The organism is Pseudomonas sp. PS02288, from assembly GCF_029959715.1.
In the GTDB taxonomy this organism is placed as follows: Bacteria; Pseudomonadota; Gammaproteobacteria; order Pseudomonadales; family Pseudomonadaceae; genus Pseudomonas_O; species Pseudomonas_O kuykendallii.
The window spans coordinates 1-23267 of the sequence record NZ_JASCPA010000006.1 but is presented as its reverse complement, the minus strand read 5'-3'; the positions used below and the strand labels follow the sequence as shown (position 1 = coordinate 23267).

Annotated in this window: 23 protein-coding genes and 1 pseudogene; 14 read left to right on the top strand and 10 right to left on the bottom strand. The window is 67.2% G+C overall.

Annotation, left to right across the window (positions count from 1 at the left end):
* Positions 1-92: 92 nt before the first annotated feature.
* From QMX85_RS04390 to QMX85_RS04380, 3 genes are all read left to right on the top strand, one after another.
* Entirely contained in the window at positions 93-1061 is a 969-nt protein-coding gene (locus QMX85_RS04390) for a DUF523 and DUF1722 domain-containing protein (RefSeq protein ID WP_282338981.1), read from the top strand.
* A 42-nt stretch (positions 1062-1103) separates the two neighbouring features.
* Positions 1104-2525: a deoxyribodipyrimidine photo-lyase gene (gene phrB, locus QMX85_RS04385; protein ID WP_282338980.1), complete on the top strand. Its 1422-nt coding sequence runs from the start codon at positions 1104-1106 to the stop codon at positions 2523-2525.
* A 190-nt stretch (positions 2526-2715) separates the two neighbouring features.
* The gene (locus tag QMX85_RS04380; protein ID WP_282338979.1) at positions 2716-3033 is read left to right on the top strand and encodes a YkgJ family cysteine cluster protein; all 318 of its coding nucleotides are present in this window, start codon (positions 2716-2718) and stop codon (positions 3031-3033) included.
* 45 nt (positions 3034-3078) lie between these two features.
* On the opposite strand, the gene QMX85_RS04375 is transcribed toward QMX85_RS04380, so the two are convergent.
* Positions 3079-4356 (bottom strand): uracil-xanthine permease family protein, encoded by a 1278-nt coding sequence (locus QMX85_RS04375; protein ID WP_282338978.1) that lies wholly within the window; start codon positions 4354-4356, stop codon positions 3079-3081.
* A 2-nt stretch (positions 4357-4358) separates the two neighbouring features.
* Positions 4359-4997, bottom strand: a complete 639-nt coding sequence (gene upp, locus QMX85_RS04370; RefSeq protein WP_090228767.1) for a uracil phosphoribosyltransferase — start codon at positions 4995-4997, stop codon at positions 4359-4361.
* Between the two features lie 256 nt (positions 4998-5253).
* Between upp and QMX85_RS04365 the strand changes: the two genes are divergently transcribed.
* Positions 5254-5811 (top strand): hypoxanthine-guanine phosphoribosyltransferase, encoded by a 558-nt coding sequence (locus QMX85_RS04365; RefSeq protein ID WP_273233519.1) that lies wholly within the window; start codon positions 5254-5256, stop codon positions 5809-5811.
* 222 nt (positions 5812-6033) lie between these two features.
* Here QMX85_RS04365 and dauA read toward each other — a convergent pair whose 3' ends face one another.
* Positions 6034-7761 (bottom strand): C4-dicarboxylic acid transporter DauA, encoded by a 1728-nt coding sequence (gene dauA, locus QMX85_RS04360; protein WP_282338977.1) that lies wholly within the window; start codon positions 7759-7761, stop codon positions 6034-6036.
* 142 nt (positions 7762-7903) lie between these two features.
* Between dauA and QMX85_RS04355 the strand changes: the two genes are divergently transcribed.
* Complete coding sequence (locus QMX85_RS04355; RefSeq protein WP_282338976.1) at positions 7904-8191, top strand: PA4642 family protein; 288 nt, start codon at positions 7904-7906, stop codon at positions 8189-8191.
* A gap of 356 nt (positions 8192-8547) precedes the next feature.
* On the opposite strand, the gene mqo is transcribed toward QMX85_RS04355, so the two are convergent.
* Entirely contained in the window at positions 8548-10065 is a 1518-nt protein-coding gene (gene mqo, locus QMX85_RS04350) for a malate dehydrogenase (quinone) (RefSeq protein ID WP_282338975.1), read from the bottom strand.
* 748 nt (positions 10066-10813) lie between these two features.
* Between mqo and QMX85_RS04345 the strand changes: the two genes are divergently transcribed.
* The gene (locus QMX85_RS04345; RefSeq protein WP_090228754.1) at positions 10814-11398 is read left to right on the top strand and encodes a YajG family lipoprotein; all 585 of its coding nucleotides are present in this window, start codon (positions 10814-10816) and stop codon (positions 11396-11398) included.
* Between the two features lie 341 nt (positions 11399-11739).
* The gene (locus QMX85_RS04340) at positions 11740-11982 is read left to right on the top strand and encodes a hypothetical protein (RefSeq protein ID WP_273233512.1); all 243 of its coding nucleotides are present in this window, start codon (positions 11740-11742) and stop codon (positions 11980-11982) included.
* A 64-nt stretch (positions 11983-12046) separates the two neighbouring features.
* On the opposite strand, the gene QMX85_RS04335 is transcribed toward QMX85_RS04340, so the two are convergent.
* Positions 12047-13210 carry a 1-acyl-sn-glycerol-3-phosphate acyltransferase gene (locus QMX85_RS04335; RefSeq protein WP_282339055.1) on the bottom strand — a complete coding sequence of 388 codons (1164 nt, stop codon included), beginning with the start codon at positions 13208-13210 and terminating at the stop codon, positions 12047-12049.
* A gap of 99 nt (positions 13211-13309) precedes the next feature.
* Between QMX85_RS04335 and QMX85_RS04330 the strand changes: the two genes are divergently transcribed.
* From QMX85_RS04330 to QMX85_RS04310, 5 genes are all read left to right on the top strand, one after another.
* A complete protein-coding gene (locus QMX85_RS04330; protein ID WP_282338974.1) occupies positions 13310-13492 on the top strand; it encodes a CPXCG motif-containing cysteine-rich protein in 183 nt (60 codons plus the stop codon).
* On the top strand, positions 13493-13753 hold the full coding sequence (locus QMX85_RS04325) for a DUF2007 domain-containing protein (protein WP_282338973.1): 261 nt from the start codon (positions 13493-13495) through the stop codon (positions 13751-13753).
* 9 nt (positions 13754-13762) lie between these two features.
* Entirely contained in the window at positions 13763-14377 is a 615-nt protein-coding gene (locus tag QMX85_RS04320; RefSeq protein ID WP_282338972.1) for an SOS response-associated peptidase, read from the top strand.
* A 91-nt stretch (positions 14378-14468) separates the two neighbouring features.
* A complete protein-coding gene (locus QMX85_RS04315; RefSeq protein ID WP_282338971.1) occupies positions 14469-15284 on the top strand; it encodes a M48 family metallopeptidase in 816 nt (271 codons plus the stop codon).
* 64 nt (positions 15285-15348) lie between these two features.
* Positions 15349-16338, top strand: coding sequence for an NAD-dependent epimerase/dehydratase family protein (locus QMX85_RS04310; protein ID WP_282338970.1), 990 nt, complete (start codon positions 15349-15351; stop codon positions 16336-16338).
* A gap of 188 nt (positions 16339-16526) precedes the next feature.
* On the opposite strand, the gene QMX85_RS04305 is transcribed toward QMX85_RS04310, so the two are convergent.
* Both QMX85_RS04305 and QMX85_RS04300 read right to left on the bottom strand, forming a co-directional pair.
* The gene (locus QMX85_RS04305) at positions 16527-18170 is read right to left on the bottom strand and encodes a VRR-NUC domain-containing protein (protein WP_282338969.1); all 1644 of its coding nucleotides are present in this window, start codon (positions 18168-18170) and stop codon (positions 16527-16529) included.
* A gap of 92 nt (positions 18171-18262) precedes the next feature.
* On the bottom strand, positions 18263-18520 hold the full coding sequence (locus QMX85_RS04300) for a hypothetical protein (RefSeq protein ID WP_090228731.1): 258 nt from the start codon (positions 18518-18520) through the stop codon (positions 18263-18265).
* A gap of 183 nt (positions 18521-18703) precedes the next feature.
* On the opposite strand from QMX85_RS04300, the gene QMX85_RS04295 reads away from it, so the two are divergent.
* Together QMX85_RS04295 and QMX85_RS04290 are read left to right on the top strand one after the other, a co-directional pair.
* A complete protein-coding gene (locus QMX85_RS04295; RefSeq protein ID WP_282338968.1) occupies positions 18704-19588 on the top strand; it encodes a pseudouridine synthase in 885 nt (294 codons plus the stop codon).
* 141 nt (positions 19589-19729) lie between these two features.
* On the top strand, positions 19730-20734 hold the full coding sequence (locus QMX85_RS04290) for an Ldh family oxidoreductase (RefSeq protein WP_282338966.1): 1005 nt from the start codon (positions 19730-19732) through the stop codon (positions 20732-20734).
* A gap of 76 nt (positions 20735-20810) precedes the next feature.
* On the opposite strand, the gene QMX85_RS04285 is transcribed toward QMX85_RS04290, so the two are convergent.
* From QMX85_RS04285 to QMX85_RS04275, 3 genes and pseudogenes are all read right to left on the bottom strand, one after another.
* Positions 20811-21719 carry a hypothetical protein gene (locus QMX85_RS04285; protein WP_282338965.1) on the bottom strand — a complete coding sequence of 303 codons (909 nt, stop codon included), beginning with the start codon at positions 21717-21719 and terminating at the stop codon, positions 20811-20813.
* Positions 21716-22438, bottom strand: coding sequence for a hypothetical protein (locus QMX85_RS04280; RefSeq protein ID WP_282338963.1), 723 nt, complete (start codon positions 22436-22438; stop codon positions 21716-21718). The genes QMX85_RS04285 and QMX85_RS04280 overlap by 4 nt, the downstream gene beginning before the upstream one ends.
* A 220-nt stretch (positions 22439-22658) precedes the next feature.
* Positions 22659-23267: pseudogene (locus QMX85_RS04275) on the bottom strand (aldehyde dehydrogenase (NADP(+))); the annotation flags it as partial.

The following is a 23267-nucleotide window of genomic DNA, read 5'->3' as shown; positions in this document are numbered from 1 at the left end:
GCCGAGGCCGTCGTAGATTGACTTGGCGAACGCTTTCTTGAACGATCAAAGTTGTACGCGATCAATTTCCTGTACAACCTTGGAGAGTGCATATGGCCAGTGCTATTCCCGCATCGACAAAGCCCCGGCTCGGCATCAGCGCCTGCCTGATGGGCTCCGAGGTGCGCTTCAATGGCGGCCACAAGGAGTCGCGTTTGTGCAGCCAGGCACTGGCGCAGCATGTCGAGTTCGTCGCGCTCTGTCCCGAGGTCGCCATCGGCCTGGGCATTCCGCGTGCGGCTATCCGTCTGGTCGATCATCCCCAGGGACCACGCGCGGTGGACAGCCGTGATCCGTCCCGCGATCACACCCAAGCGCTTCACGACTACGGCCAGGGTATGGCGGCAGAGCTGGATGGCCTGAGCGGCTACATCTTCATGCAGAAGTCGCCGTCCTGCGGGCTGCACCGGGTCAAGCTGTATGGCGACAACGGCAACCCGGTCGAGGGCGGCGGGCGCGGCATCTTCGCGGCCGCCATCACCGAGCGGCTGCCGGACCTGCCGGTGGAGGAAGAAGGCCGTCTCAACGATCCGGTGCTGCGCGAGAACTTCCTCACCCGCGTGTTCGCCTACGCCGAATGGCGGGCGCTGCTGCGTGACGGCCTGACACGCGGCGCGATCATCGGCTATCACTCGCGCTACAAGTACCTGCTGATGGCCACCGACCCGGTGCAGTACAAGGCCATCGGCCGGCTGCTCGGCAGTCTCGGCGAGCACGATCCGCAGGTGCTCGGCTCGCGCTACTTCAGCGCGCTGATGAGGGCGCTGCGCAAATGCGCCACCCGCGGGACCCACAGCAACGTGTTGCAGCACCTGAGCGGTTACCTGCGCGGCAGCCTGGATAGCGACCAGCGCCAGGAAATCCAGCGACTGATCGAGCAGTACCGCCAGGGCATCGTGCCGCTGGTGGTGCCGATGACGCTGCTCAAGCATCACTTCCGTCAGCACCCGCATCCCTACATCGAGCGCCAGGCCTACATGCAGCCGCATCCCGAGACCCTCAGCCTGCGCAACGCCCTCTGAACCCCGCGGCATCGCGCCGCGCTTCACCGGATAAGGACCTCCATGTCCCAGCTGATCTGGTTCCGCAGCGACCTTCGCGCGCAGGACAACAGCGCCCTGCATGCCGCTCTCGGCGCGGGGCCGACCATCGCCGTTTACCTGATCGCTCCCAGGCAATGGCGCCGGCATGACGACGCCGACTGCAAGGTAGACTTCTGGCTGCGCAACCTGGCCGAACTGCGGGGCGCGCTCGGCGCGCTGAACGTGCCGCTGCTGATTCGCCAGGCGGACGACTGGAGCGCCGCGCCGAGCCTGCTCGCGGCCCTGTGTCGCGAGCATGAGATCCGCGCGGTGCAGGTGAACGACGAGTACGGCGTCAACGAAAGCGCGCGCGACGCGGCGGTGGAGCAGGCGCTGAAGGCCGACGGCGTGGCCTTCCGCCGGCACCTGGACCAGTTGTTCTTCGCCCCGGGCAGCGTGCTCACCCAGTCCGACGGCTATTTCAAGGTCTACGGGCAGTTCCGCAAGCAATGCCTCCAGCGCCTGCACGCCGCCTTGCCACATTGCCTGCCGGTGCCCAGGGCGCAGGCGCCGATGAAGCTGGCCAGCGATTCGCTGCCAACGACGGTCGAGGGTTTCGCCACGCCCTCCCGTTCGCTGATCGAGTTGTGGCCGGCCGGCGAGAGAGCCGCGCGCAAACGCCTGGATGCCTTCGCCGACGAGGACATCGGCGATTACCACGTCGAACGCAACTTCCCCGCGCAGCCCGGCACCAGCCGCATCGGCGCCTACCTCACGGCCGGCGTGGTCTCCCCGCGGCAGTGCCTGCACGCCGCTCTGGCCAGCAACGGGGGCGAGTTCGACAGCGGCAATCCGGGCGTCACCACCTGGATCGACGAGCTGTTCTGGCGCGAGTTCTACAAGCACATCCTGGTCGGCTACCCGCGAGTGTCCATGCACCGGGCCTTCAAGCCGGAAACCGAGCGCCTGCCCTGGCGCCAAGCGCCGGCGGACCTGGAAGCCTGGCAGCAGGGGCGAACCGGGATTCCCATCGTCGACGCGGCGATGCGGCAGATGCTTGGTTGTGGCTGGATGCACAACCGCCTGCGGATGATCAGCGCGATGTTCCTCAGCAAGAACCTGCTGATCGACTGGCGCGAGGGCGAGCGCTGGTTCATGCGCCACCTGATCGACGGCGATCTGGCGGCGAACAACGGCGGCTGGCAGTGGAGCGCCTCCACCGGGACCGACTCGGTGCCGTACTTTCGCATCTTCAACGCGGTCAGCCAGTCGCAGAAGTTCGACCCGCACGGCGACTTCATCCGCGAGTGGGTGCCGGAGCTGGCAGGGATCAAGGGCAAGCAGGTCCACTCGCCCGGCGCCAAGGGCAGCGACCTGTTCGGCCGCGCGGAGTACCCGGCGCCGATCGTCGACCTCGGCGAAAGCCGCCAGCGCGCATTGGCGGCGTTCAGGAGCCTGCGCTAGGTGTCGACCGGGCGCCCGCCTGCGGTGCGCATGGCGCACCCTACATGAGACCGCGGCGCACGCTCCGTAGGGTGCGCCACGCGCACCGGTGACGTTCGTGCAGGCCTCGCCTGCGCAAACTGCGCGTCCTGCTCAAGCCAGCCATCCGCCCATCGCCTGCCGCGCACGCCACCGGCGTACACTGCGCGGCATGTCCGACTCCTCCCGCCATGTTCCCCATCACCAGATCGCCGAGCCCGCGGTGTCCTGCTCGACCTGCGCGGCCTGTTGCTGTCGGCTGGAGGTGCTGCTGCTCGGCGACACCGGCGTGCCCGAACGCTACATCGACACCGCGGAGTGGGGCGGCGACGTGATGCGCCGGCTAGACGACGGCTGGTGCGTGGCGCTGGACCGGGACAGCATGCGCTGCACCATCTACGCCAACCGGCCGCAGGTGTGTCGGGACTTCGAGCTGGGTTCGGCGGAGTGCATGGAGGAGCGCGAGGGCATCGTCGGCGCCTATCGCTAGGCGGGGAGGGCGCCGCCGCACCGAGGGCACGGCGGCAGGAGCAGATCACTCCTTGGCGTCGAGCTCCTGGGGCTCGATCAGCGGCTTGCTCTTCCAGTGGCCGCCGCCCGGCAGCAGCAGGTTCAGGCCAATGGCGACGATGCCGCACAGCGAGATGCCTTTCAGGCCGATGTCGCCGTTGCCGATGACCATGCCGCCGATGCCGAACACCAGGGTCACCGAAACGATCACCAGGTTGCGCGCCTCGGCCATGTCCACCTGGTGACGGATCAGGGTGTTCAGGCCGACTACGGCGATCGAACCGAACAGCAGGCAGAGAATGCCGCCCATCACCGGGACCGGAATGCTCTGCAGGCCGGCGCCGAACTTGCCGATGAAGGCCAGGACGATGGCGAAGCCGGCCGCCCAGGTCATGATCTTCGGGTTGTAGCTCTTGGTCAGCATCACTGCGCCGGTGACTTCGGCGTAGGTGGTGTTCGGCGGGCCGCCGAACAGGCCGGCGGCCGAAGTGGCCAGGCCGTCGCCGAGCAGCGTGCGATGCAGGCCGGGCTTCTTCAGGTAGTCGTTGCCGGTCACGCCACCGACCGCGATGACCCCTCCGACGTGTTCGATGGCCGGCGCCAGGGCGACCGGAACCATGAACAGGATCGCGCCCCAGTGGAATTCCGGCGCGACGAAGTGCGGCATGGCCAGCCAGGGCGCGGCGGCGATGCCGGCTGTGTCGACCAGGCCGAAGGCGAACGACAGTCCGTAGCCGACGACCACGCCGGCGAGGATCGGCACCAGGCGGAAGATGCCCTTGCCGTAGATCGCCACCAGCAGCGTGGTCAGCAGCGCCGGCATCGACACCAGCATCGCCGTGCCGTAGGGAATCAGCTGCGCGCTGGCGTCGCCAGTCTTGCCCATGGCCATGTTCACCGCCACCGGCGACAGGCCCAGGCCGATGGAGATGATCACCGGCGCGATCACCACCGGCGGCAGCAGGCGGTCGATGAAACCGACGCCCTTGATCTTCACCGCGAGGCCCAGGAAGGTGTAGACGAAGCCCGCGGCGACCACGCCGCCGAGCACCGCCGGCAGGCCGAACTCACCCTTGGCGACGATGATCGGCGCGATGAAGGCGAAGCTCGAGGCGAGGAACACCGGCACCTGGCGCCCGGTGACCAGCTGGAACAGCAGGGTCCCGAGGCCGGCGGTGAACAGGGCTACGTTGGGGTCCATGCCGGTGATCAGCGGCATCAGCACCAGCGCGCCGAAGGCGACGAAGAGCATCTGTGCACCGGAAATGATCTGCTTCCATAGCGGATCGTTGTACTGCTGCATGCTCAGTTGTCCTTCTGCTTGGTGCCGAAGATCTTGTCGCCGGCATCGCCCAGGCCCGGGATGATGTAGCCCTGCTCGTTGAGGTGCGAATCGATCGAGGCGGTGTAGATCGCCACGTCGGGGTGCGCCTCGGTGACCGCCTTGATGCCTTCCGGCGCGGCGACCAGCACCAGCGCGCGGACTTCCTTGCAGCCGGCCTTCTTCAGCATGTCGATGGTGGCGATCATCGAGCCGCCGGTGGCCAGCATCGGGTCGATGATCAGCGCCAGACGCTGGTTCAGCTCGCCTACCAGTTTCTCCAGGTAGGTGTGCGCGGCGAGGGTTTCCTCATTGCGCGCCAGGCCTACGACGCTGACCTTGGCACCGGGAATCAGGCTGAGCACACCGTCGAGCATGCCGATGCCGGCGCGCAGGATCGGCACCACGGTGATCTTCTTGCCGGCGATCTTCTCCACCTGCACTTCGCCGCACCAGCCTTCGATGGCGCAGGTTTCCAGCGGCAGGTCGTTGGTCGCTTCGTAGGTCAGCAGCGCGCCGACTTCCTGGGCCAGTTCGCGAAAATTCTTGGTGCTGATGTCGGCGCGGCGCATCAGGCCGAGCTTGTGGCGGATCAGCGGATGGCGGATCTCACGGATGGGCATGGGAATTGGTCTCCGGCGGGCAAAAAAATCGCGATAGAGTACTGCATTGGCTGGCTCAACGCGCGTTCCGCAGCATCTTGCATAGGCTATTTTTGCGCTGAGTCAGTTCCCCGCGATGATGGCCGCCATCCCCCGCGGCCCGGCGCCGAACGATGTCGCCGCGGGCTTGCGGGGCGGGTGCCGGATAGGTACCTTTGCCGCCCTTCAAAGCTGACGCCCTGATCAACTTCGCCGTCCCACCCAAGAGGAAACCGCCATGTCCGCCGAGCTCGCCCACATTCGCCAGGTGATGGCGGAAGCCGATTGCCTGCACACCGAAGCCGACGTGGAAGCGGCCATCGCGAAGATGGCGCTGGCCATCAACGCCGAGCTGGCGGAGCGCAATCCGGTGGTGTTCTGTGTGATGAACGGCGGTTTGATCTTCTCCGGCAAGCTGCTGCCGAAACTGAACTTCCCGCTCGAGTTGTCGTACCTGCACGCGACCCGCTACCGCAACCAGACCAGCGGCGGGGAGCTGTTCTGGAAGGCCAAGCCGGAGATCTCCTTCATGGACCGCGACGTGCTGATCATCGACGACATCCTCGACGAGGGACACACCCTGGCGGCGATCATCGACTTCTGCCGCCATGCCGGTGCCGCCAATGTGCACACCGCGGTGCTGGTGGACAAGGATCACGACCGCAAGGCGCGGCCGGATCTGAAGGCGGATTACGTCGGGCTGTCCTGTGTCGATCGCTACGTCTTCGGCTACGGCATGGACTATAAGGGCTACTGGCGCAACGCGGCGGGCATCTACGCGGTGAAGGGACTCTGACGCACGGAAGCGCCGCGCGACCGTAGCGAGTGGGATGGATGACCTCCTCGAGGCTCGAGCAACTGCCTCGTTGCGCATGGCGCACCCTGCGGTGGCGAATCTGTAGGGTGCGCCGCGCGCACCGTCCGCCGCGTAGGGCGGATCGCGCCTTACCGATCTACCGGGCGGTGTGACAGAGGGTGAAAAGAGCGTCAGCTACGCGCCCCGATCCACCCTGCATCGCTACAGTGGAACCTCCCCCTCCATCCAGCGCAGCGCCTTCTCCCTCGCCTGGCGCAGGTCGCGGACGTAGGCGAGCCGGCCTTCGTGGCGATGGATGCCGGCGCGGCGCAGCTTGAGGCGCACGCGCGGATGGGTGCCGACCAGGACCAGGCCGATGCCCTGCCGGCGGTAGTCGCCCAGTACGTTCTCCAGCGCCGCCAGCGCGGTCATGTCGAGCATCGGTACGGCGCTCAGTTCGACGATCACCACCTTCACCCCGGGGCTGAACTTGCGCAGCGCGCTGAGGGCTTTTTCCGCCGCGCCGAAGAACAGCGGGCCGCGGATGGCGTAGGCGGCGACGTGTTCCGGCAGGTCCTGCAGCGCCTGGTGAAAGCCGCGCGGCAGGGCGGCGGTGTCGGTCAGCTCGCTCATCCGCTTGATGAACAGCCCGGCGGCCAGCAGCAGGCCGACGCCCACCGCCAGCACCATGTCGAAGACCACGGTGAGCGCCAGGCAGGTCAGCAGCACCAGCACGTCGCTGCGCGGGGCGATTCTCAGCGTGTGCAGCACGTGCGGCGGCTCGCTCATGTTCCAGGCCACCATCAGCAGCAGCGCCGCCAGCGCCGCCATGGGCAGGTAGCTGAACAGGGGCGCGAGCAGCAGCATCGCCGCCAGCACCACGCCGGAGTGGATGATCGCCGCCAGCGGCGAAAAGGCGCCGGCGCGGACGTTGGCGGCGCTGCGGGCGATCGCCGCGGTGGCGGTGATGCCGCCGAACAGCGGCGCCACCAGGTTGCCGATGCCCTGGCCGATCAATTCGGCATTGGGGTCGTGCTTGCTGCCGCTCATGCCGTCGGCGACCACCGCGCAGAGCAGCGATTCGATGGCGCCGAGCATGGCGATGGCGAACGCCGGCGCGAGCAACTGGTGGATCAGCTCGAAGCTCAGCACCAGCGGCTGGCCGTCCGCGCCGGGCAGGTTCCAGGGCCAGGCGAAGGCCGGCAGGAACGGCGGGATCCCGGGATGACTGACGCCATCCTGCAGGTAGCTGAAGCGTTCGCCGAGGGTCGCCACCGGCAGACCGACGCGCTCAAGCAGCAGCCCGAGACACGCCCCGAGCAACAGCGCCACCAGGTGGCCCGGCACCTTGCGACTGACCCGCGGCCAGATGATCAGCAGCGCTAGGCAGGTGATCCCCACCAGCGCGTCGCCCAGTTGCAGGCTGGGCAGCGCGCGCAGCAATGCGCCGAGCTGTTGCAGGTAATGCTGGGGGTGGCCGTCCAGGCTCAGGCCGAGGAAATCCTTCATCTGCAGGGTGGCGATGACGATGCCGATGCCGGCGGTGAAGCCCAGCGTGACCGGATAGGGCACGAATTCGATCAGGCGCCCGGCGCGCAGCAGGCCGAGGGCGACGAGGATCAGCCCGGCGAGCAGGGTGCACAACAGCAGGCCGCCGATGCCGTATTGCTGGGTAATCGGCAGCAGGATCACCACGAAGGCGGCGGTCGGTCCGGAGATGTTGAAGCGCGAGCCGCCGAACAGCGCGATCAGCGGCGCGCCGACCAGCACCGTGTAGAGCCCGTGCTGCGGCGGCACGCCGACGGCGATGGCCAGCGCCATGGCCAGGGGGATGGCGATCACCCCGACGGTCAGGCCGGCGGCGATGTCGCCGCGCAGGGCGTTCCATGAATAACCGGCGCGACGGGTCTGGCGCCAGGCGGCGAATAGCGGAGGAAAGGAAATCGACATGACGGCTCCAGGGCGGATGCCCGCCCAGTATACGGCGCGTCCCAGGCGCTTCGCATGACCTGAAGCGTCCGCCGCGTTGAGCCTCGTGCGCCGCGCGGAGTACACTGCCGGCCCCGTGAAATTCGCTGTGCTGGAGCCCAGAATGCGCAAAGACAAGAAACAGGTGATTGGTGAGGAAATCGGCGACGAGCCGATCAAGCTGTTTCTCGAGGTGGAGCCGGCCGATGACACGCCGCCCTCGCTGCACAAGCTGGTCAAAGCCTACCGCGGCCTGCGCGTCGACGACTTCGAGCGCTTCGTCCGTTTCTTCGTCGAGGCGGGCTACGACCTCGACGCGCAGGACGCACAGGGCAACGACTTCGTTGCGCTGATCCGCGACCAGCGCATGGCCCAGGCCTATATCGAGATCATCGAAGCCGCGCGCCGCTGAGATTCTTCATCGAGCCGCCTGCCGCAGGGTGCGACATGCGCACCGCCTGGCGATGCAGTGGACCCTGCTGGTGCGTGCGGCGCACCCTGCGTTTAGCCTCGAAGCGCCGGATTGACCGCCGTAGGGTGCGGCATGCGCACCGCCGGGCGACGCAGCGTATCTCGCCGGTGCGCGCGGCGCACCCTACGTTGAGCCCCGAAGTGCCGGATTGGTTGCCGTAGGGTGCGCCATGCGCACCGCGTGGTGATGCGGCGCATCCAGCGGCGGGATCATCGAATTACCAAGCCTTCCGGACCTGGCCCGCGACCATAAAAAAACCGCCATCGCTGGCGGTTTTTTGTTTGCGCAGGGCCTGCTCAGATCACGCCTTCCGCCACTTCCTGACGGGCGACCAGCTGCAGACGTTCGTTGCAGCGTGCGCTGACCTCGCGGTACAGCGCGGCGTCGCTTTCCAGCTGTTTCTCGCGAGCCGGGAAGATCTCCTGCAGCTTGCTCGTCCACTGCTCCGAGCGAGCCTGCTCGGCGAAGCAGCGCTCGATCAGGCCGAGCATGATCGACACGGTCACCGAAGCGCCCGGCGAGGCGCCCAGCAGCGCGGCGATGGAACCGTCGCGCGAGGCAACCAGCTCGGTGCCGAACTGCAGCACGCCGCCTTTCTTGGCGTCCTTCTTGATGATCTGCACGCGCTGACCAGCGATCTCCAGGCGCCAGTCCTCGGGCTTGGCCTGCGGGTAGAAGCGTCGCAGGGCGTCGAGGCGCTGCCCCATGGACTGACGCACTTCGCTGATCAGGTAGCGGGTCAGGTCCATGTTGTCGCGCGCCACGGCCAGCATCGGGCCGATGTTGCCCAGGCGGATCGACAGCGGCAGGTCGAGGAACGAGCCGTGCTTGAGGAACTTCGTGGTGAAGCCGGCATAAGGCCCGAACAGCAGGGACTTCTTGCCGTCGACCACACGCGTGTCGAGGTGCGGAACCGACATCGGCGGCGAGCCGACCGCCGCCTGGCTGTAGACCTTGGAGTCGTGCTGCCTGACCACCTCGGGGTTGTCGCAGCGCAGCCACTGGCCGCTCACCGGGAAGCCGCCGTAGCCTTTGCTTTCCTCGATACCCGAGGCCTGCAGCAGCGTCAGCGCAGCGCCGCCGGCGCCGAGGAACACGAAGCGCGCGTTGACTTCACGCTCGGCGCCGCTTTCGTTGTGCTTGATGGAGACCGTCCAGCCCTTGCCGGTGCGCTTCAGGCCGGTGACCTTCTGGCTGTAGGTGACAGTGCTGTTCGGCTGGCTGACCAGGTGCGCCAGCAGCGAGGTGGTCAGGGCGCCGAAGTTGACGTCCGTGCCATTCTCCACGCGGGTCGCGGCGATGGCCTCGTCGGCCGGGCGGCCGGGCATCATCAGCGGCATCCAGCGCGCCAGGGTGGCCTTGTCTTCGCTGTATTCCATGGAGGAAAACGCGTGGTGCCCGGACAGCGCGGCGAAGCGCTTCTTCAAATACTCGATGCCCGCCTGGCCCTGGACGAAGCTCAGGTGCGGCACCGGATTGATGAAGGACTTCGGCGAGGCGAAGGTGCCTTTCTCCACCAGGTGCGCCCAGAATTGCTTGGACACCTCGAACTGGGTGTTGATGTGCACGGCCTTGTCGATATTGATCGTGCCGTCGGCAGCCTGTGGCGTGTAGTTCAGTTCACAGAGGCCGGCGTGGCCGGTGCCGGCGTTGTTCCAGGGGTTGGAACTCTCCGCCGCGCCGGAGGACATCGACTCGACGACTTCCAGACGCATGCTGGGGTCGAGTTCCTTGAGCAAGGCCGCCAGTGTCGCGCTCATGATGCCGGCTCCCACCAGCAGCACGTCCAGCGTTTCGTTTTCGTGTTGCGCCATCAACGCTTCTCCAAAACCTGCATCGTCAAAGGAAATGCAGACGACCTTTCAAGCTGAAAGCCGCAGGGGCCTCGAGTTCCGTCAATCGGAGTCGCGACCCGGTCGTCCTGTCCGGTCACGCGTCGATCGCCCAGGCAAGGCCAGTGGGGCAAGTCGGCGCGCTGTTCGCCCGTCTCCGCGAGGAGGAAGGCGCAAATGCCGTCAGTGGGTCAGGTGGAAGCGCTGTCTTTCTTGTTGGTTACAGACCTGTTCATGCTCGCCACACTCTCGTGAAGTTGTGAAAACCCGTCATCCCACGCTCTTTTGGAGTCGTGAACCTCGAAGTCGGTGCTGCCGGTTCCGCCGATCGGGGGCGATTAAACGCCGCCTTCAGGCAAATTGCTCTACGCAATTAGTGGAAGCTCGGCGCGGCGGGGCAGCACGCTTGGGCGACTCTCCTCGCCGATCGGTGGCGCGCGGGTCGCGCGATGGCCGTCGGCATGGGGTGCCCTTTTATAATCGGGGGCGATTATACCGGCGAATTCCCGATCGTGGCTGCTCGCTTGTGACTTTCCTCCGTCGTCCGGTCAGATCGGCGACACCCGCCTGAAGCCTGCTCCGAGGTCGGACGATGGGACGTTCGATCGATAGAATCGGCGCGCCCGCAGTCATATGCCCAAGGCCCGCGAGAATCCGCTCCCGGCCGCTGTCGGCGCCACGCGACGCTCGTTATACTCGCGCCCATCGATGCCCACCAGGAGAGAAGAGCATGCGAAATCGCCTGTTGCTGAGTCTGTTCGCTGTCGCCAGCGTGACTCTTGCCGGTTGTGCCCTCAGCCCGCAGCAACTCGACCCGGATCCGAAGATCAATGCCCAGATCAACCCCGTTGGCCACGGCCAGCCGGTGGTGGTTCGCGTGGTGGACGGGCGTCCGTCGCCGTCGCTCGGTACCCGCGGTGGCCTGTACGCCGAAACCAGCACCATCAGCGTCGCGAGCACCAGCGTCGTGCCCAAGCTGCAAACCCAGGCCGAGGCCGCGGTTCGCCTGCTCGGCTTCACGCCGTCGGCCAACGCCTACAACGCGCCGCAGCTGACCATCATCCTCTCCGAGCTGAAGTACCAGTCGCCGAAGGACGGCGTGTACGTCACCGAGGCGGATATCACCGCGACCTTCCGCACCGAAGTGAAGAACAGCCAGCGCAGCTACAACGGTCGCTACGGCGCTTCGCTGAACCAGCGTTTCGGCAGCGCGCCGAACCAGCAGACCAACACCAAGCTGGTCAGCGACGTACTGAGCGATGCGCTCAGCCGCGTGTTCAAGGACCAGACCATCGGCCAGATGCTTTCGCAGTAAGCACCCGGTCGATCGAGAAAGCCCGGTTCGCCGGGCTTTTTCGTGGGCGCCTGCCGGTCAGGGATGCGATCTTCGCGGAGGGTGCGCCATGCGCACCATGGGCCTCCACGGTGCGCGCGGGGGCGTGTAAGGACCAACCCGCGGCAGATGCTTTACCGTGATCGGCAGGCGCCTTCGCGGTGCGCTATGCGCATCACGGGTCTGCGCGGTGCTGCGGCGCACCCAGCGGCGATCTGCTGGCGCTGTGACATTCGTCGGAAAGCCGCTACGGTCGCGTGGCGTTGGGTAGACTCCTGCGCCGTATTCGCTGATGCCCGTGTGGCTTTCTCGCCGAGGTTTCGATGTCCCTGTCGTTCTGGCTTTCCAATCCCGCGCAGTCGATCAACCTGCTGGCGCTGTTCTTCGCCGTGGCCGGCAGCTGGGTGCTGATCGCCACCCAGCTGCGCGGTGCGCTGTGGCGCCCGGTCGCCGCCGTTGAAGGGGCCGAGCCTCGGCGCGCGCGGCTGGACCGCTTCTTCAACCGCTTCGGCGGCGCCTGCCTGGGCGTGGCGCTGGTGGTTTCCTGGGAAAGCACACGTCTGTAACACGGCCTCCGCGAACCAAGGAAAAGGCGACCGAGGTCGCCTTTTTTCATGCCTCGCGCCGACGCTAGAGCGGCAGGCCGGCCTTGACGCGGTACTGGTTGCGCACCGGCGTGGCGTATTGCAGGACCATGTACGGGCGTTGCTCCGGCAGGCAGGAGTCCAGGCGTTTCTGCCATTCCTGCCGGGCGCGCGCCACTTCCGCTGCCGGGAACACCTGTTCGGCGCTGGGCACTTCCAGCGCGGGGTCGCGCTCGGCCCACATCGAATAGGCCAGGTAGTGCACCGGGAACAGCCGGTAATGGGCGAGGATGCGGCGGTCCAGCTCCTGCGCCAGGCCCTTGCTGTCGGTGAAGCCGCTGTCCACTACTTCGCCGAAGTTGATGTGCACACGACCCTTGTAGCCGGTGATGCCCAGGGCGATGCTGGTGTCGTCCTCGCCGGGCGATTTGACGTACTCGCCGGTGGTCGCGCGAATGCACAGCTCGCGCGCCTTGGCCTGATCGCAGGGGTCATACTCGTAGCTGATCGACACCGGGACCAGGCGCAGGCTGGCGATGACCGCGGCGAAGTCCTCGTCCTTGCGGCTCATGTGGAACATCTTCAGGATCGCCGAATCGGTACGGTCGTCGCCGTCCTTGGCGCGGCCTTCGGCCTGGGCGATCCAGATCGACTGGCCGTCGTTGCGGATCGAGTGACTGATGTAGGCCGAGAGCAACTGGTAGGCGGCAAGCTTCTCGCGGCGACCGGTCAGCGAGCGGTGCACGATGAAGCTCTTGTTCAGGCGCATCAGGTCGCTGACGAAGGGTCGTTGCAGCAGGTTGTCGCCGATGGCGATGCGCGGGGTCGGCAGGCCGGCGTGGTACACCGCGTAGTTGACGAAGGCCGGGTCCATCACGATGTCGCGGTGGTTGGCGAGGAACAGATAGCTGCAACCGGCCTTGAGCTGCTCTACGCCGGAGTAGGTGACACCGTCGGTGGCGCGCTCGATGGTGCGGTCGACGTAGGTCTCGATCTTGTCCTGCAGCGCGGAGACCGATTCGATGCCGCGCACTTCCTTGTTGAGGCGCCGCGCGATCAGCGGCTTGAGTGCCCAGCCGAACGGCCCGGCCAGTCGCGGGAAGCGGAAGCGGGTAAGGATGTCGAGGAATTGCCGGTCGGCGAACAGGCGGGCCAGAACTGCTGGCACTTCGGCGTCGTCGTAAGGTCGGATGGCGTCGAATTCGCCCATCTTGTTCTCTATGGAAAGGGTCATGGGAATACGGTTGGCGCAGGCGTCGCGCTGCCGGAGTAAAAGGCGATTATACCTGCAAGTCGCATGGAGACCGTGATGCTCGAATCCCAGGAATATCAGTGCCCCTACTGCGGCGAATCGGTCGAGTCGCTGCTCGACCTCTCGGCGGGCGACCAGCAATACATCGAGGATTGCGCGGTGTGCTGCCGGCCGATTGTTTTCGATCTGCGCAGCGACGGCATTGACTGGCGTCTCGATGTGCGGCGGGAGGACGAATGAATGCGGCGAATCTACGAACCACAGGACCTGATCGAAGCAGAGATGCTCATCGGCATGCTCGCCAGCGAAGGCATCACCGTGCACCTCAGCGGCCGGCATCTGGTCGGCGCGCTCGGCGAGCTGCCCCTGGGTGGCCTGCTTGGGCTGCTGGTGGATGATGCCGAGGCGCTGCGCGCGCAGGCCTTGATCGCCGCGTACAATGCCGCGCAGCCGCTGGCTGCCGACGAGCCGGACAGCATTCCCGGCTCCCTGTTGTGTTGAGATAACCGCATGTCTGGACGTATCGCCCTGTTTCGCTGGACGCCTGCGCTGGCGGCGCTTCCGGGTTTTCCTGCCGACCACCGGCCGCACTGGAACCAGGCGCCGGGCGCCAACCTGCTGATGCTGCGCCAGGGCGAAGGCTCGCGCGAAGTGGCGCGGGCGCGCTGGGGGCTGACGCCGGCCTGGCTCACCGACCTGTCGCGCACGCCGGCGCACGCGCGCAGCGAAACCCTGGCCGAGCAGCCGATGTTCCGCGAGGCGTTCCGCGAGCGCCGCTGCCTGGTACCGGCAAACGGCTTCTACGAGTGGCGTGGCGCGCGCAAGCGGCCCTACTGGATCACCGGCGAGGCCAGCGTGCTGCACCTGGCGGCGATCTGGGAGGCGTATCCGGTGGGCGAAATTCTCTACCTGAGCCTGGCGCTGATCACCCAGGCCGCCGCCGACCTGCGTCGTCCGCTGTTGCTGGACGACGCCGAGCAGCAGCAGTGGCTCGATCCGCAGAGCAGCGACACGACCCTGCGCGGGCTGCTGATCAAACCGCCGACGGCGCTGCGGGAACGCGCCCTGGCCGGCATTGTCAACGACCCGAAGGTCGACGCGCCCGAGTGCCTGACCCCTGCGTGAACCGGGCGATGTCGCCCTCGACCGACATGCCGCTCGGTTGCCGCGCACCGACCCGCGGCCTAGCATACGGGCACTTTTCTGGAGAACCCCGATGACCAAACCCTTCTTCCTTTCCGGCCTGTGCGCGGCGCTCCTGCTGAGTGGTTGCCAGGCGGTGAACACCACCAACGGCGGCGCCGTCGGCGTCGAGCGCAAGCAGTACATGTTCAGCATGCTGTCGACCGAGCAGGTCAACCAGATGTATGCCCAGTCCTACCAGGAAACCCTTACCGAGGCGTCGGGCAAGGGGCTGGTGGACAACAACTCGGCGATCGGCAAGCGCGTGCAGGCGGTCGGCAAGCGGCTGATCGCCCAGGCACCGGTGTTCCGCCCGGATGCCGCGCAATGGCAGTGGGACATCAACCTGATCAAGAGCGACGAGCTGAACGCCAACTGCGGTCCCGGCGGCAAGATCATCGTCTACAGCGGCCTGGTGGAGCAGCTCAAGCTGAGCGACGACGAACTCGCCGCGGTGATGGGCCACGAAATCGCCCACGCGCTGCGCGAGCACGGCCGCGAGGCGATGTCCAAGGCCTACGGCGTGCAGATGGCCAGCCAGCTCGGCGCGGCCTTCGGTGTAGGCCAGGGCAGCCTGCAACTGGCCAACACCGGCGTGCAGTACCTGATGACCCTGCCCAACAGCCGCGCCAACGAGAACGAGGCCGACCTGATCGGCCTGGAGCTGTCGGCGCGTGCCGGCTACAACCCGAACGCCGCCATCAGCCTGTGGGAAAAGATGAGCAAGGCCAGCGAAGGCGCGCCGCCGGAATTCATGAGCACGCATCCCTCGTCCAGCTCGCGGATCTCCTCGTTGCAGGCCGCGGTGCCGAAGGTCATGCCGTTCTATCAGCAGGCCAAGGGCGGCTAAGCCGCGACACGGTCATCGACCCGGACCGCGCGCGTCGCGGTCCCCGGCGGGAAAGGGAGTTCGCTTGAAAGTCGCCATTTTCGGTGCCACCGGCCTGATCGGCCACCATGCGGCGCGCGCGGTACGGGCGGCCGGCCACGAGCTGGTGGTGATCAACCGGCCGTCCTCGCGCACCGCGCGCGTGGCCTACCTCGAGCCGGAGCAGCGCTCCGCCGAGCTGCTCGACCACGCCGCGCTGTGCCGCGCGCTGGATAATCTCGACGGCGTGATCTTCTGCGCCGGGCACTATCCGGGACGGCCGCGGCGCTGGCAGGACGAGGTGGTCAGCGCGCTGGACCAGACCAGCCACTTCTACGCCGCCTGCCGCCAGGTCCAGGTGCCGCGCATCGTCTACGTCGGCTCGGCGATCGCCATGCCGGTGCATCCGCAGGGTCTGCCCGGGCATGAAGGGCTCTTCTACGAAGGGCTGCCGCCGTGGCACAACGCTTATCTGATGTGCAAATGGGCGCTCGACGAACAGGCCCGCGAGCAGGCGCGCAACGGTTTGCCGGTGGTCATCGGGATTCCCGGAATGGCCATCGGCGAGTTCGATTTCGGCCCATCCACCGGGCGCATCGTCACCGCCATCGGCAACCGCGAGATGAGCCGGTACGTTCCTGGCCGGCGCAACCTGATCGACGCCGGCGAGGCGGGCGTAGGGCTTCTCGCGGCACTGCAGAAGGGCCGTGCCGGCGAGCGCTACCTGCTCGTCGGCCATGACATCGAGATGGCCGAGCTGACCGCGATGATCGCTGCTGCGCTGGGTGTCGAGGCGCCGCAGCCGCTGTCGCTGGTCCGCGCCAAGGCGATTGCCCGTCTCGGTCGGCTGCGCCAGCGGCTGACCGGATACGAGGCGCTGCTGGACGATACCGCCATCGCGGTGATGGCCGGCGGGCAGTTCCTCGACGGCCGCAAGGCGCGCGAGGAGCTCGGCTTCCAGAGCCGCGTGCCGTTGCATAAATCCCTCGCCCGCGCCATCGCCTGGTTCCGCGAGAACGGCTACCTGCGCGGCTGACGTAGGATGGGCCAGGCGCATCGCCCGATGTGCCGGTCGCGCGCCGGTGTCACGTGCGCCGCAACCCGACGGGCGTGGTATCGCCGAACACCGCCTGGGGGGCTACGCGGCGGGGGGGCTGGTGGGGTATCTGTCGATCCGGCACTCGCCGCTAACCCACCCTACTGCGTTCGTCTGCTGCAGCAGCGCTACGCCAGCCATTGCACATGACACACGGCCACCGGCAGGCCGTGCGCCAGGCAGTAGTCGAGCCAGCGGATCTGGTTGTCCTGCAAGCGATCGCCGGGGCCTTTCACTTCGATCATCCGGTAGCGGTGTTCGGCCGGCCAGAACTGGATCAGGTCGGGCAAGCCGCTGCGGTTCGCGCCGATGTCCAGCAGGATGCGTTCGAAGCATCGTTTGAGGTGCTGCGCCGGTATGCACTGCAACGCCTGCTCCAGCAGCGTTTCGTCGAACAGGCCCCAGGCGACGAAGGGCGACTGCAGGCCGAACTTGGCGGCGAAGGTGTCGCGGATGCGCTGGCGATAGGTGTCGTCCTCCAGCAGCGCCAGGCAGCCGTCGAACAGCGCCTGGCGGCGGCGCACGAAGTCGGCGTCGAGCAGGTCCGCCGGGGCGGCGTGGAAGGGGTGGAAGAACGCCCCCGGCAGCGCGGCGAACAGCGCCGGCCAGCAGAGCAGGCCGAACAGCGAACCGATCAGGGTGTTTTCCACGTAGTGCACCGGGGCGTCGGTTTGCGTCAGGTGATCGCGCACCACGAATTCCACCGAGGTCGGCATCGCCGGCGGCGCCAGCTGCAGGTCGAGGCGTTGCAGCGCCAGCGGTGGGCGGCGGGGACTGGCCGGCAAGCCGGCCTTGCGGTGCAGGCGCGGAAGAACGCGCGACAGGTGTTGGCGCTCGGCCTCGCTTTCCGGTTGTTCGCTGGCGTGCGTGGCGAGTTGCAGCGCCTCGTCGATGCGCTCGCAGCGCTCCAGCACGCGGATCGTGCGCAGGCGGGCGCCGGCGTGGCAGCACCCGGCGTACATCCGTAGCGCCTGCTGCAACTCGCCGAGGCGCTCGTATTGCTGGGCGATGCGGAAGACCAGCTTGCCGCGGCGCGCCTCGATCCATGGATTATCCAGTCGTTCCGGCAGGCTGGCGACGACCTCGGCCAGCGCCTCGCCCTGCTCGAAGTGATCGCGGCAACGCTGCAGGCGCAGGTAATCGTCGATGTCCTCGCGGTTGCGAAAGGCGCGGGAGGCTGTGGAAAACTCGACCTTCTCGTAGCGATGGATGCCGAGGTCGGCGAGGACGAATTCGGACCAGCCCTGGCGCAGGTTGCCGAAGAACATCAGCCGCAGGCGTTCGCCCAGCTCGACCATCAGCACGCGGTAGACGCACTCGTTGGCTTCGGCATGCCAGGCCTGCAGCGGCCGGCTTTCGTCGGCGAAGCGCTCGCGCAGGCAGGCCAGCAGCTCGCTCTTGTTCATCAGGTGCGCGCGCTGCAGGCAGTCGCCGAAGGCCGCGGCGATCTCCGCCTTGCGCAGCACGGCGAACAGTTGCTCCAGGCTCAGCACGGGCGCGTCGTCGAGCCAACCATGGCCGAGCAGCGGTGCGGCGGCCTGGTGCGGACAGCCGATCTCGGCGTAGGCCAGCTTGCTGGCGCGGAACAGCTCGCCCTTGCGCATCAGCATGCGCACCAGCAGCGCACGCGAGGCCTGCGGCAGTTCGGCGAAGGCTTCGATGAAGTGCCGTTCGGCGCTGCATAGCAGATCGGCATAGCGCGCGCCGACCCAGTCCAGCACGCGTTGGAAGTTCGCCAGGTAGTAGAACGGGTCGGGTAGCGGGGTGGGCATGGGGCGGAACGGACAGGGTCGAAGTGGACGATGGACTGGCTGTTTATACAGTCATTCGTCCGCTTCGACCATGCCGGTCCGATCGGAGGCGATCAACTCGAACCACCTGCCTGGCGTAGCGTGGCGCGAAGGTCGTCGGCGCTGTAGGTCTCGCCGGGTTGCGGGTTCATGATGGCGTCCCAGCGGCGCAGGTACTCTTCCATCGAGAGGCTGCGGCGACTCAGGTCTTCGAGTGCCAGCTGCTTGATTTCGGCGGCACTGTAGGGACGTTCGGCCGGGTTCGGATGGCTGCTGCAGGCACCGAGAAGGAGCGCGGCGACCAGAAGAAGCGGAGTAGTGAATGCGTTCATGGCGGTTTACCTGAAAGGTCTGTCTCTGGAGTGGTGACAGGCTAACGCCCGCTCCGAAGCGGTAGAAATCATCCAGTTCGATAGTGGTTATCGCTGCGCCGATGAGTCGTGCCGGACCCTGGTTTTGACGGGTGCGGCAGGCTGCGGCCTAATAGCCGGCCCACGTCGTTCAAGGCTTCCCGAATGAGCGCTCCCCGCGTTTCCCTGGCCGGTTCCAGCGTCCTGCATCTGCCGGCCGGCCCCTGGCGCAGCGTGCTCGACTGTCTCTGCGAGCGCTTCCCGGCGATCGACCGGCAGACCTGGCTCGAGCGCATGGCCCGCGGCCGCGTGCTGGACGCCGAGGGACTCCCGCTGGACGCCGCGCATCCGTATCGCGAGGGCCTGCGCGTGCACTACTTCCGCGAGGTGGCGCAGGAGGTGGCGATTCCGTTCGAGGAGCAGGTGCTGCATGTCGACGAGCATCTGGTGGTGGCCGACAAGCCGCATTTCCTGCCGGTGATCCCGTCCGGCGGCTACGTCGAGCAGACGCTGCTGGCACGGCTGACCCGCCGCCTGGGCAATCCGCAGCTGGTGCCGATCCATCGCATCGACCGCCTGACCGCCGGGCTGGTGCTGTTTTCCGCCAACCCGGACAGCCGCGCCGCCTATCAGGCGCTGTTTCGCCAGCGCAGCATGCACAAGCGCTACGAGGCGATCGGCGCCGCGCCGGACGGGGTGGCGTTTCCGCAGCTGCGGCGCACCCGGCTGGTCGCCGCCGAGCCGTTCTTCCTGATGCGCGAGGGCGAAGGCGAAGCCAACAGCGAGACGCGCATTGAGCTGCTCGAACGCAAGGGCGCCCAGGCGCGCTACCGGCTCTATCCGCTGACCGGCAAGAAGCACCAGCTGCGCGTGCACCTCGCCGCGCTGGGCGCCGGCATCGACAACGACCCGTTCTACCCGCAGCTCACGCCGTACCCCACCGACGACTACAGCCGACCGCTCAAGCTGCTGGCCCAGGCGCTGGCCTTCGACGATCCGCTGAGCGGCGAGCGGCGGACGTTCGAGAGTCGCCTGCGGCTCGACTGGTAAGGCATCGCTGTGCCGAATTCGTCGACCCCCAGGCCGATTGCCGACAAGAACGCGGCGCCTGAACACGCCACTGTTAGGCTTTCCTGAACCGCCGTCGCGCGGTTTCCTACCCACGTGCAACCCATCCAGAGGAGCCCCGTCGTGATCGCTTTGTCCCTGCAGGAAGTTCAAGAGCTGGCCGAGGCGATCCTTCGCCACCATGGTTTCAGCGAGCCCCACGTCCACGCGGTCGCCCGCGCGGTGCTCGCCGGTGAGCGCGACGAATGCGCCTCCCACGGCCTTTGGCGACTGCTCGGCTGTATCGATACATTGCGCGCCGGCAAGGTTTCGCCGGATGCCGAGCCCGAAGTGATCGACCAGGCGCCGTCGATCGTGCGCGTCGACGCCCGCGGCGGGTTCGCCCAGGTGGCCTTCGAGTGCGGCGCGCCGGTGCTGGTGGAGAAAGCCCGCGCCAATGGCATCGCCGCCCTGGCGATCAACCGCTGCGTGCATTTCTCCGCGCTCTGGACCGAGCTGGAAGTGCTCACCGAAGCCGGCCTGGTGGCGCTGGCCTGCACGCCAAGCCACGCCTGGGTGGCGCCGGCCGGCGGCAGCAAGCCGTTGTTCGGCACCAACCCGATCGCCTTCGGCTGGCCGCGCACCGGCAAGCATCCATTCATCTTCGATTTCGCCACCAGCGCCATCGCGCGCGGTGAAATCCAGCTGCACGAGCGCGCCGGCAAGGCGATTCCGCTGGGCTGGGGCATCGACGCCGCCGGTCAGCCGAGCACCGACGCCAGCGCCGTACTCAACGGCGCCATGCTGACCTTCGGCGGGCACAAGGGCTCGGCGCTGTCGGCGATGGTGGAACTGATCGCCGGGCCGCTGATCGGCGACCTCACCAGCGTCGAATCGCAGGCCTGGGATGCCGGCAGCAAATCCTCGCCCTACCACGGCGAGCTGCTGATCGCCCTGGACCCGAAGCGCTTCCTCGGTGACGCGGTGGACCAGCACCTGGCCCGCGCCGAGGCGTTGTTCGACGGCATCCAGGACCAGGGCGCGCGTCTGCCCTCGCAGCGCCGTTACGAGGCCCGCGAGCGCAGTCTGCAAGACGGCGTGAAGATTCCCGAGGCGCTCTACGAGGATTTGCAGGGCTTGCTGGCGTAAGGCTCGCCCCGACGGGGCAGGCGTTCTTTCTCCGACAGGCGAGGGCGCCCCTTACGGTTCCCGGGCGGGATGCCGATCAGGGCGCGATCGCCACCGGCACCGATTTCACCCAGCCACGCAAGCTCAGGTACAGGCTGCGCCCGGCCTGGCTATCCACCAGGCGTCCCCGCTCGACGTAGCGGCTGTCGCCCAGCTGATAGCTCAGCGTGCGTTCCGGGTTGTTGCTGCTGGCGAAGTGCCGGGTCTTCCAGTCCAGCAACAGCACCCGCACGGTTTCATCCACGCCGGCCCGCAGCGCGGCCTGGTAGGGTTTGCCCTGCTCGGCGGCCCAGTCGGCCAGGCAGTCCTCACAGGCGAGCGGGGCGCTGTGCACTTCGATGCGGCCCTGGTAAAGCGCGCTGCGACCGAGCATCAGCCGTACCTCGCTGATCACCCGCACGCTGTGCAGGTCCTGGCTGAGCAGCGCCTGGGGCGCGATGTCCAGCGTCAGTGCCGCGGACGGGTTGCTGGGGCGCCCGGCGTTGGCGAACGCGTCCGCGAAGGCATTGCCGTACCAGCCCTCCAGGTTCTGCGCGGCAATCGCCTCGCGCAGGCCCGCCACGCGCTTGTCGGCTTCCGCCTTGGCCTTTCCCTGCACCGCGTTCTGGTTCATCTGCGCGACGATCAGGCTGCCCAGCACCACGCCCGCGGCCACGCCGGCACCGCTGCCATTGCCCGCCATGCCATTGGCTGCGGCGTTGCGGGCGGCCATGTCGATGCTGGTGGCGGTGCCCAGGCCGCTCTGGACAGCGGCGCTGCCGTCGTGCGCCTGCTCGCCCCCTACCAGCCGTTCGCTGCCCGGCGCCACCTGCACGCGGAAGGGCTGGTCGAGGTTGTTCGCCAGCTCCGTGGTCATGCTCGGCTTCAGCGACCTGGACGGCGCGCATCCGCCCAGCAGCGTCAGGGCGATCAGCAGCGCGAGGCCGCGGTTGCAGCGCGCGCTCATGGTTGCACGGCGGAAATCTGCTGCGCCTTGAACGGCAGCATCAGGTTCTGCTGCGTCTGGTCCAGCGCCTGGTAATAGGTGTTGGTCAGATTGGGGAATTCCGGGCCCTCGTCCCACTCGCCATCGACGACGCGATTGGTGGTGAAGGGCTGGTAGTACAGCAGGCGGTTGTCGTCGAGGTCGATGACGTAGGCGGAAACCACCACCTGGGTAATCGGCGCGCTGGTGGGGATGAAACCGTAGTAGGTGCGGTAGGTGCCGGTGCTGGCCACCGCGAACACCACCAGCTTGTCGACGTTATACGTGGCCTTGAACGAGGTGTAGTCGAGCTTGGAGTAGCCCAGCTTGGCGCCCTTGACGGGCTTCAGTGCGTCCAGCTTGAGCGGTTGCTCCAGCACCGTCGCCTGGTAGCCACGCTCGGTGAGCGTCTTGGCGACCTCCTTGGGAAAGTCCTTCAGGCTGGTGGTGTCCCAGGTCTCGACCTTGCTGCGCATCGTGGCGGAAGTGGCGGTGTTGATGGCGACATCCAGCAGGCCCTGCTGGCCGGCCATCAGCGCTTGTGGCTTGGGTACTTCGGTGATGGCGATGCCGATGCGTTCGTGCTGATCGGCCCAGAAGGCCTGGTCCAGGGGCACCGGTCCCTGCGGCGTGGCGCAGCCGGTGAGAACGAGCAGGAACATGACGGGTAGGGCAAAAAGGGCGCGGCGAATCCGGTCCATTGGACGTTCCTTCTATCGATCCTTGATAAGCGCTGGAGCGCTGACTATGCGGCTGATGGCACATTGCTGGCCGCGGCGGCGGATAGTACCGCAAACCGCCGGGATTTGGCCCAGCGGTTCTTCCGCGCAGCAGGTGTAGCGCGAATGGATCGGACGAAACCCGAAGGCAATGCGGTTGAAACAGCGCGGGCCGGGCGTTCTGCCCAGCCCGCCGTGGGGGTTACAACGCCTCGCGGCTCGGCGTGCCGTCCACCAGGCGCTGGATGCCCAGCGGGTTGGCGTTGCGCAGCGCTTCGGGGAGGAAGGCGTCCGGGTAGTTCTGGTAGCACACCGGGCGCAGGAAGCGGTCGATGGCAAGCGTCCCCACCGACGTGCCGCGCGCGTCCGAAGTCGCCGGGTACGGGCCGCCGTGCACCATCGCATCGCAGACTTCCACGCCGGTCGGGTAGCCATTGAGCAGCAGGCGCCCGGCCTTCTGTTCCAGCAGCGCCAGCAGGTCGCCGTAGGCGTCCAGGTCCGCCGGCTCGGCGATCAGGGTGGCGGTGAGCTGGCCGTGCAGGCCGTGCAGCGCCTGGACCAGTTCGGCCTTGTCGGCGACTTCGACGACGATGGTGGTCGGCCCGAAGACCTCTTCCTGGAGCAGTTCGTCACCGTTCAGCAGCAGGCTGACGTCGGCCTTGAACAGCTGCGGCCGGGCCTGGCTGCCCTCCTGGGTCGAGCCGGCCAGGTGGCTGATGCCCGGATGTTTGTGCAGGTTGTCCAGGCCGTGGCAGTAGCTCTTCAGGCCGCCCGGATTGAGCATGGTCTGCGCCGGCTGGTCGCCCATCAG

Coding starts and splice junctions, on each gene's coding strand:
- QMX85_RS04335 (WP_282339055.1), bottom strand. CDS start 13,210: ATGGGCGAATTCGACGCCATCCGACCTTACGACGACGCCGAAGTGCCA.
- phrB (WP_282338980.1), top strand. CDS start 1,104: ATGTCCCAGCTGATCTGGTTCCGCAGCGACCTTCGCGCGCAGGACAAC.
- QMX85_RS04365 (WP_273233519.1), top strand. CDS start 5,254: ATGTCCGCCGAGCTCGCCCACATTCGCCAGGTGATGGCGGAAGCCGAT.
- QMX85_RS04375 (WP_282338978.1), bottom strand. CDS start 4,356: ATGCAGCAGTACAACGATCCGCTATGGAAGCAGATCATTTCCGGTGCA.
- QMX85_RS04295 (WP_282338968.1), top strand. CDS start 18,704: ATGAGCGCTCCCCGCGTTTCCCTGGCCGGTTCCAGCGTCCTGCATCTG.
- QMX85_RS04340 (WP_273233512.1), top strand. CDS start 11,740: ATGTCCCTGTCGTTCTGGCTTTCCAATCCCGCGCAGTCGATCAACCTG.
- QMX85_RS04280 (WP_282338963.1), bottom strand. CDS start 22,438: ATGGACCGGATTCGCCGCGCCCTTTTTGCCCTACCCGTCATGTTCCTG.
- mqo (WP_282338975.1), bottom strand. CDS start 10,065: ATGGCGCAACACGAAAACGAAACGCTGGACGTGCTGCTGGTGGGAGCC.
- QMX85_RS04285 (WP_282338965.1), bottom strand. CDS start 21,719: ATGAGCGCGCGCTGCAACCGCGGCCTCGCGCTGCTGATCGCCCTGACG.
- QMX85_RS04320 (WP_282338972.1), top strand. CDS start 13,763: ATGTCTGGACGTATCGCCCTGTTTCGCTGGACGCCTGCGCTGGCGGCG.
- upp (WP_090228767.1), bottom strand. CDS start 4,997: ATGCCCATCCGTGAGATCCGCCATCCGCTGATCCGCCACAAGCTCGGC.
- QMX85_RS04355 (WP_282338976.1), top strand. CDS start 7,904: ATGCGCAAAGACAAGAAACAGGTGATTGGTGAGGAAATCGGCGACGAG.
- QMX85_RS04300 (WP_090228731.1), bottom strand. CDS start 18,520: ATGAACGCATTCACTACTCCGCTTCTTCTGGTCGCCGCGCTCCTTCTC.
- QMX85_RS04390 (WP_282338981.1), top strand. CDS start 93: ATGGCCAGTGCTATTCCCGCATCGACAAAGCCCCGGCTCGGCATCAGC.
- QMX85_RS04330 (WP_282338974.1), top strand. CDS start 13,310: ATGCTCGAATCCCAGGAATATCAGTGCCCCTACTGCGGCGAATCGGTC.
- QMX85_RS04345 (WP_090228754.1), top strand. CDS start 10,814: ATGCGAAATCGCCTGTTGCTGAGTCTGTTCGCTGTCGCCAGCGTGACT.
- dauA (WP_282338977.1), bottom strand. CDS start 7,761: ATGTCGATTTCCTTTCCTCCGCTATTCGCCGCCTGGCGCCAGACCCGT.
- QMX85_RS04325 (WP_282338973.1), top strand. CDS start 13,493: ATGCGGCGAATCTACGAACCACAGGACCTGATCGAAGCAGAGATGCTC.
- QMX85_RS04305 (WP_282338969.1), bottom strand. CDS start 18,170: ATGCCCACCCCGCTACCCGACCCGTTCTACTACCTGGCGAACTTCCAA.
- QMX85_RS04315 (WP_282338971.1), top strand. CDS start 14,469: ATGACCAAACCCTTCTTCCTTTCCGGCCTGTGCGCGGCGCTCCTGCTG.
- QMX85_RS04380 (WP_282338979.1), top strand. CDS start 2,716: ATGTCCGACTCCTCCCGCCATGTTCCCCATCACCAGATCGCCGAGCCC.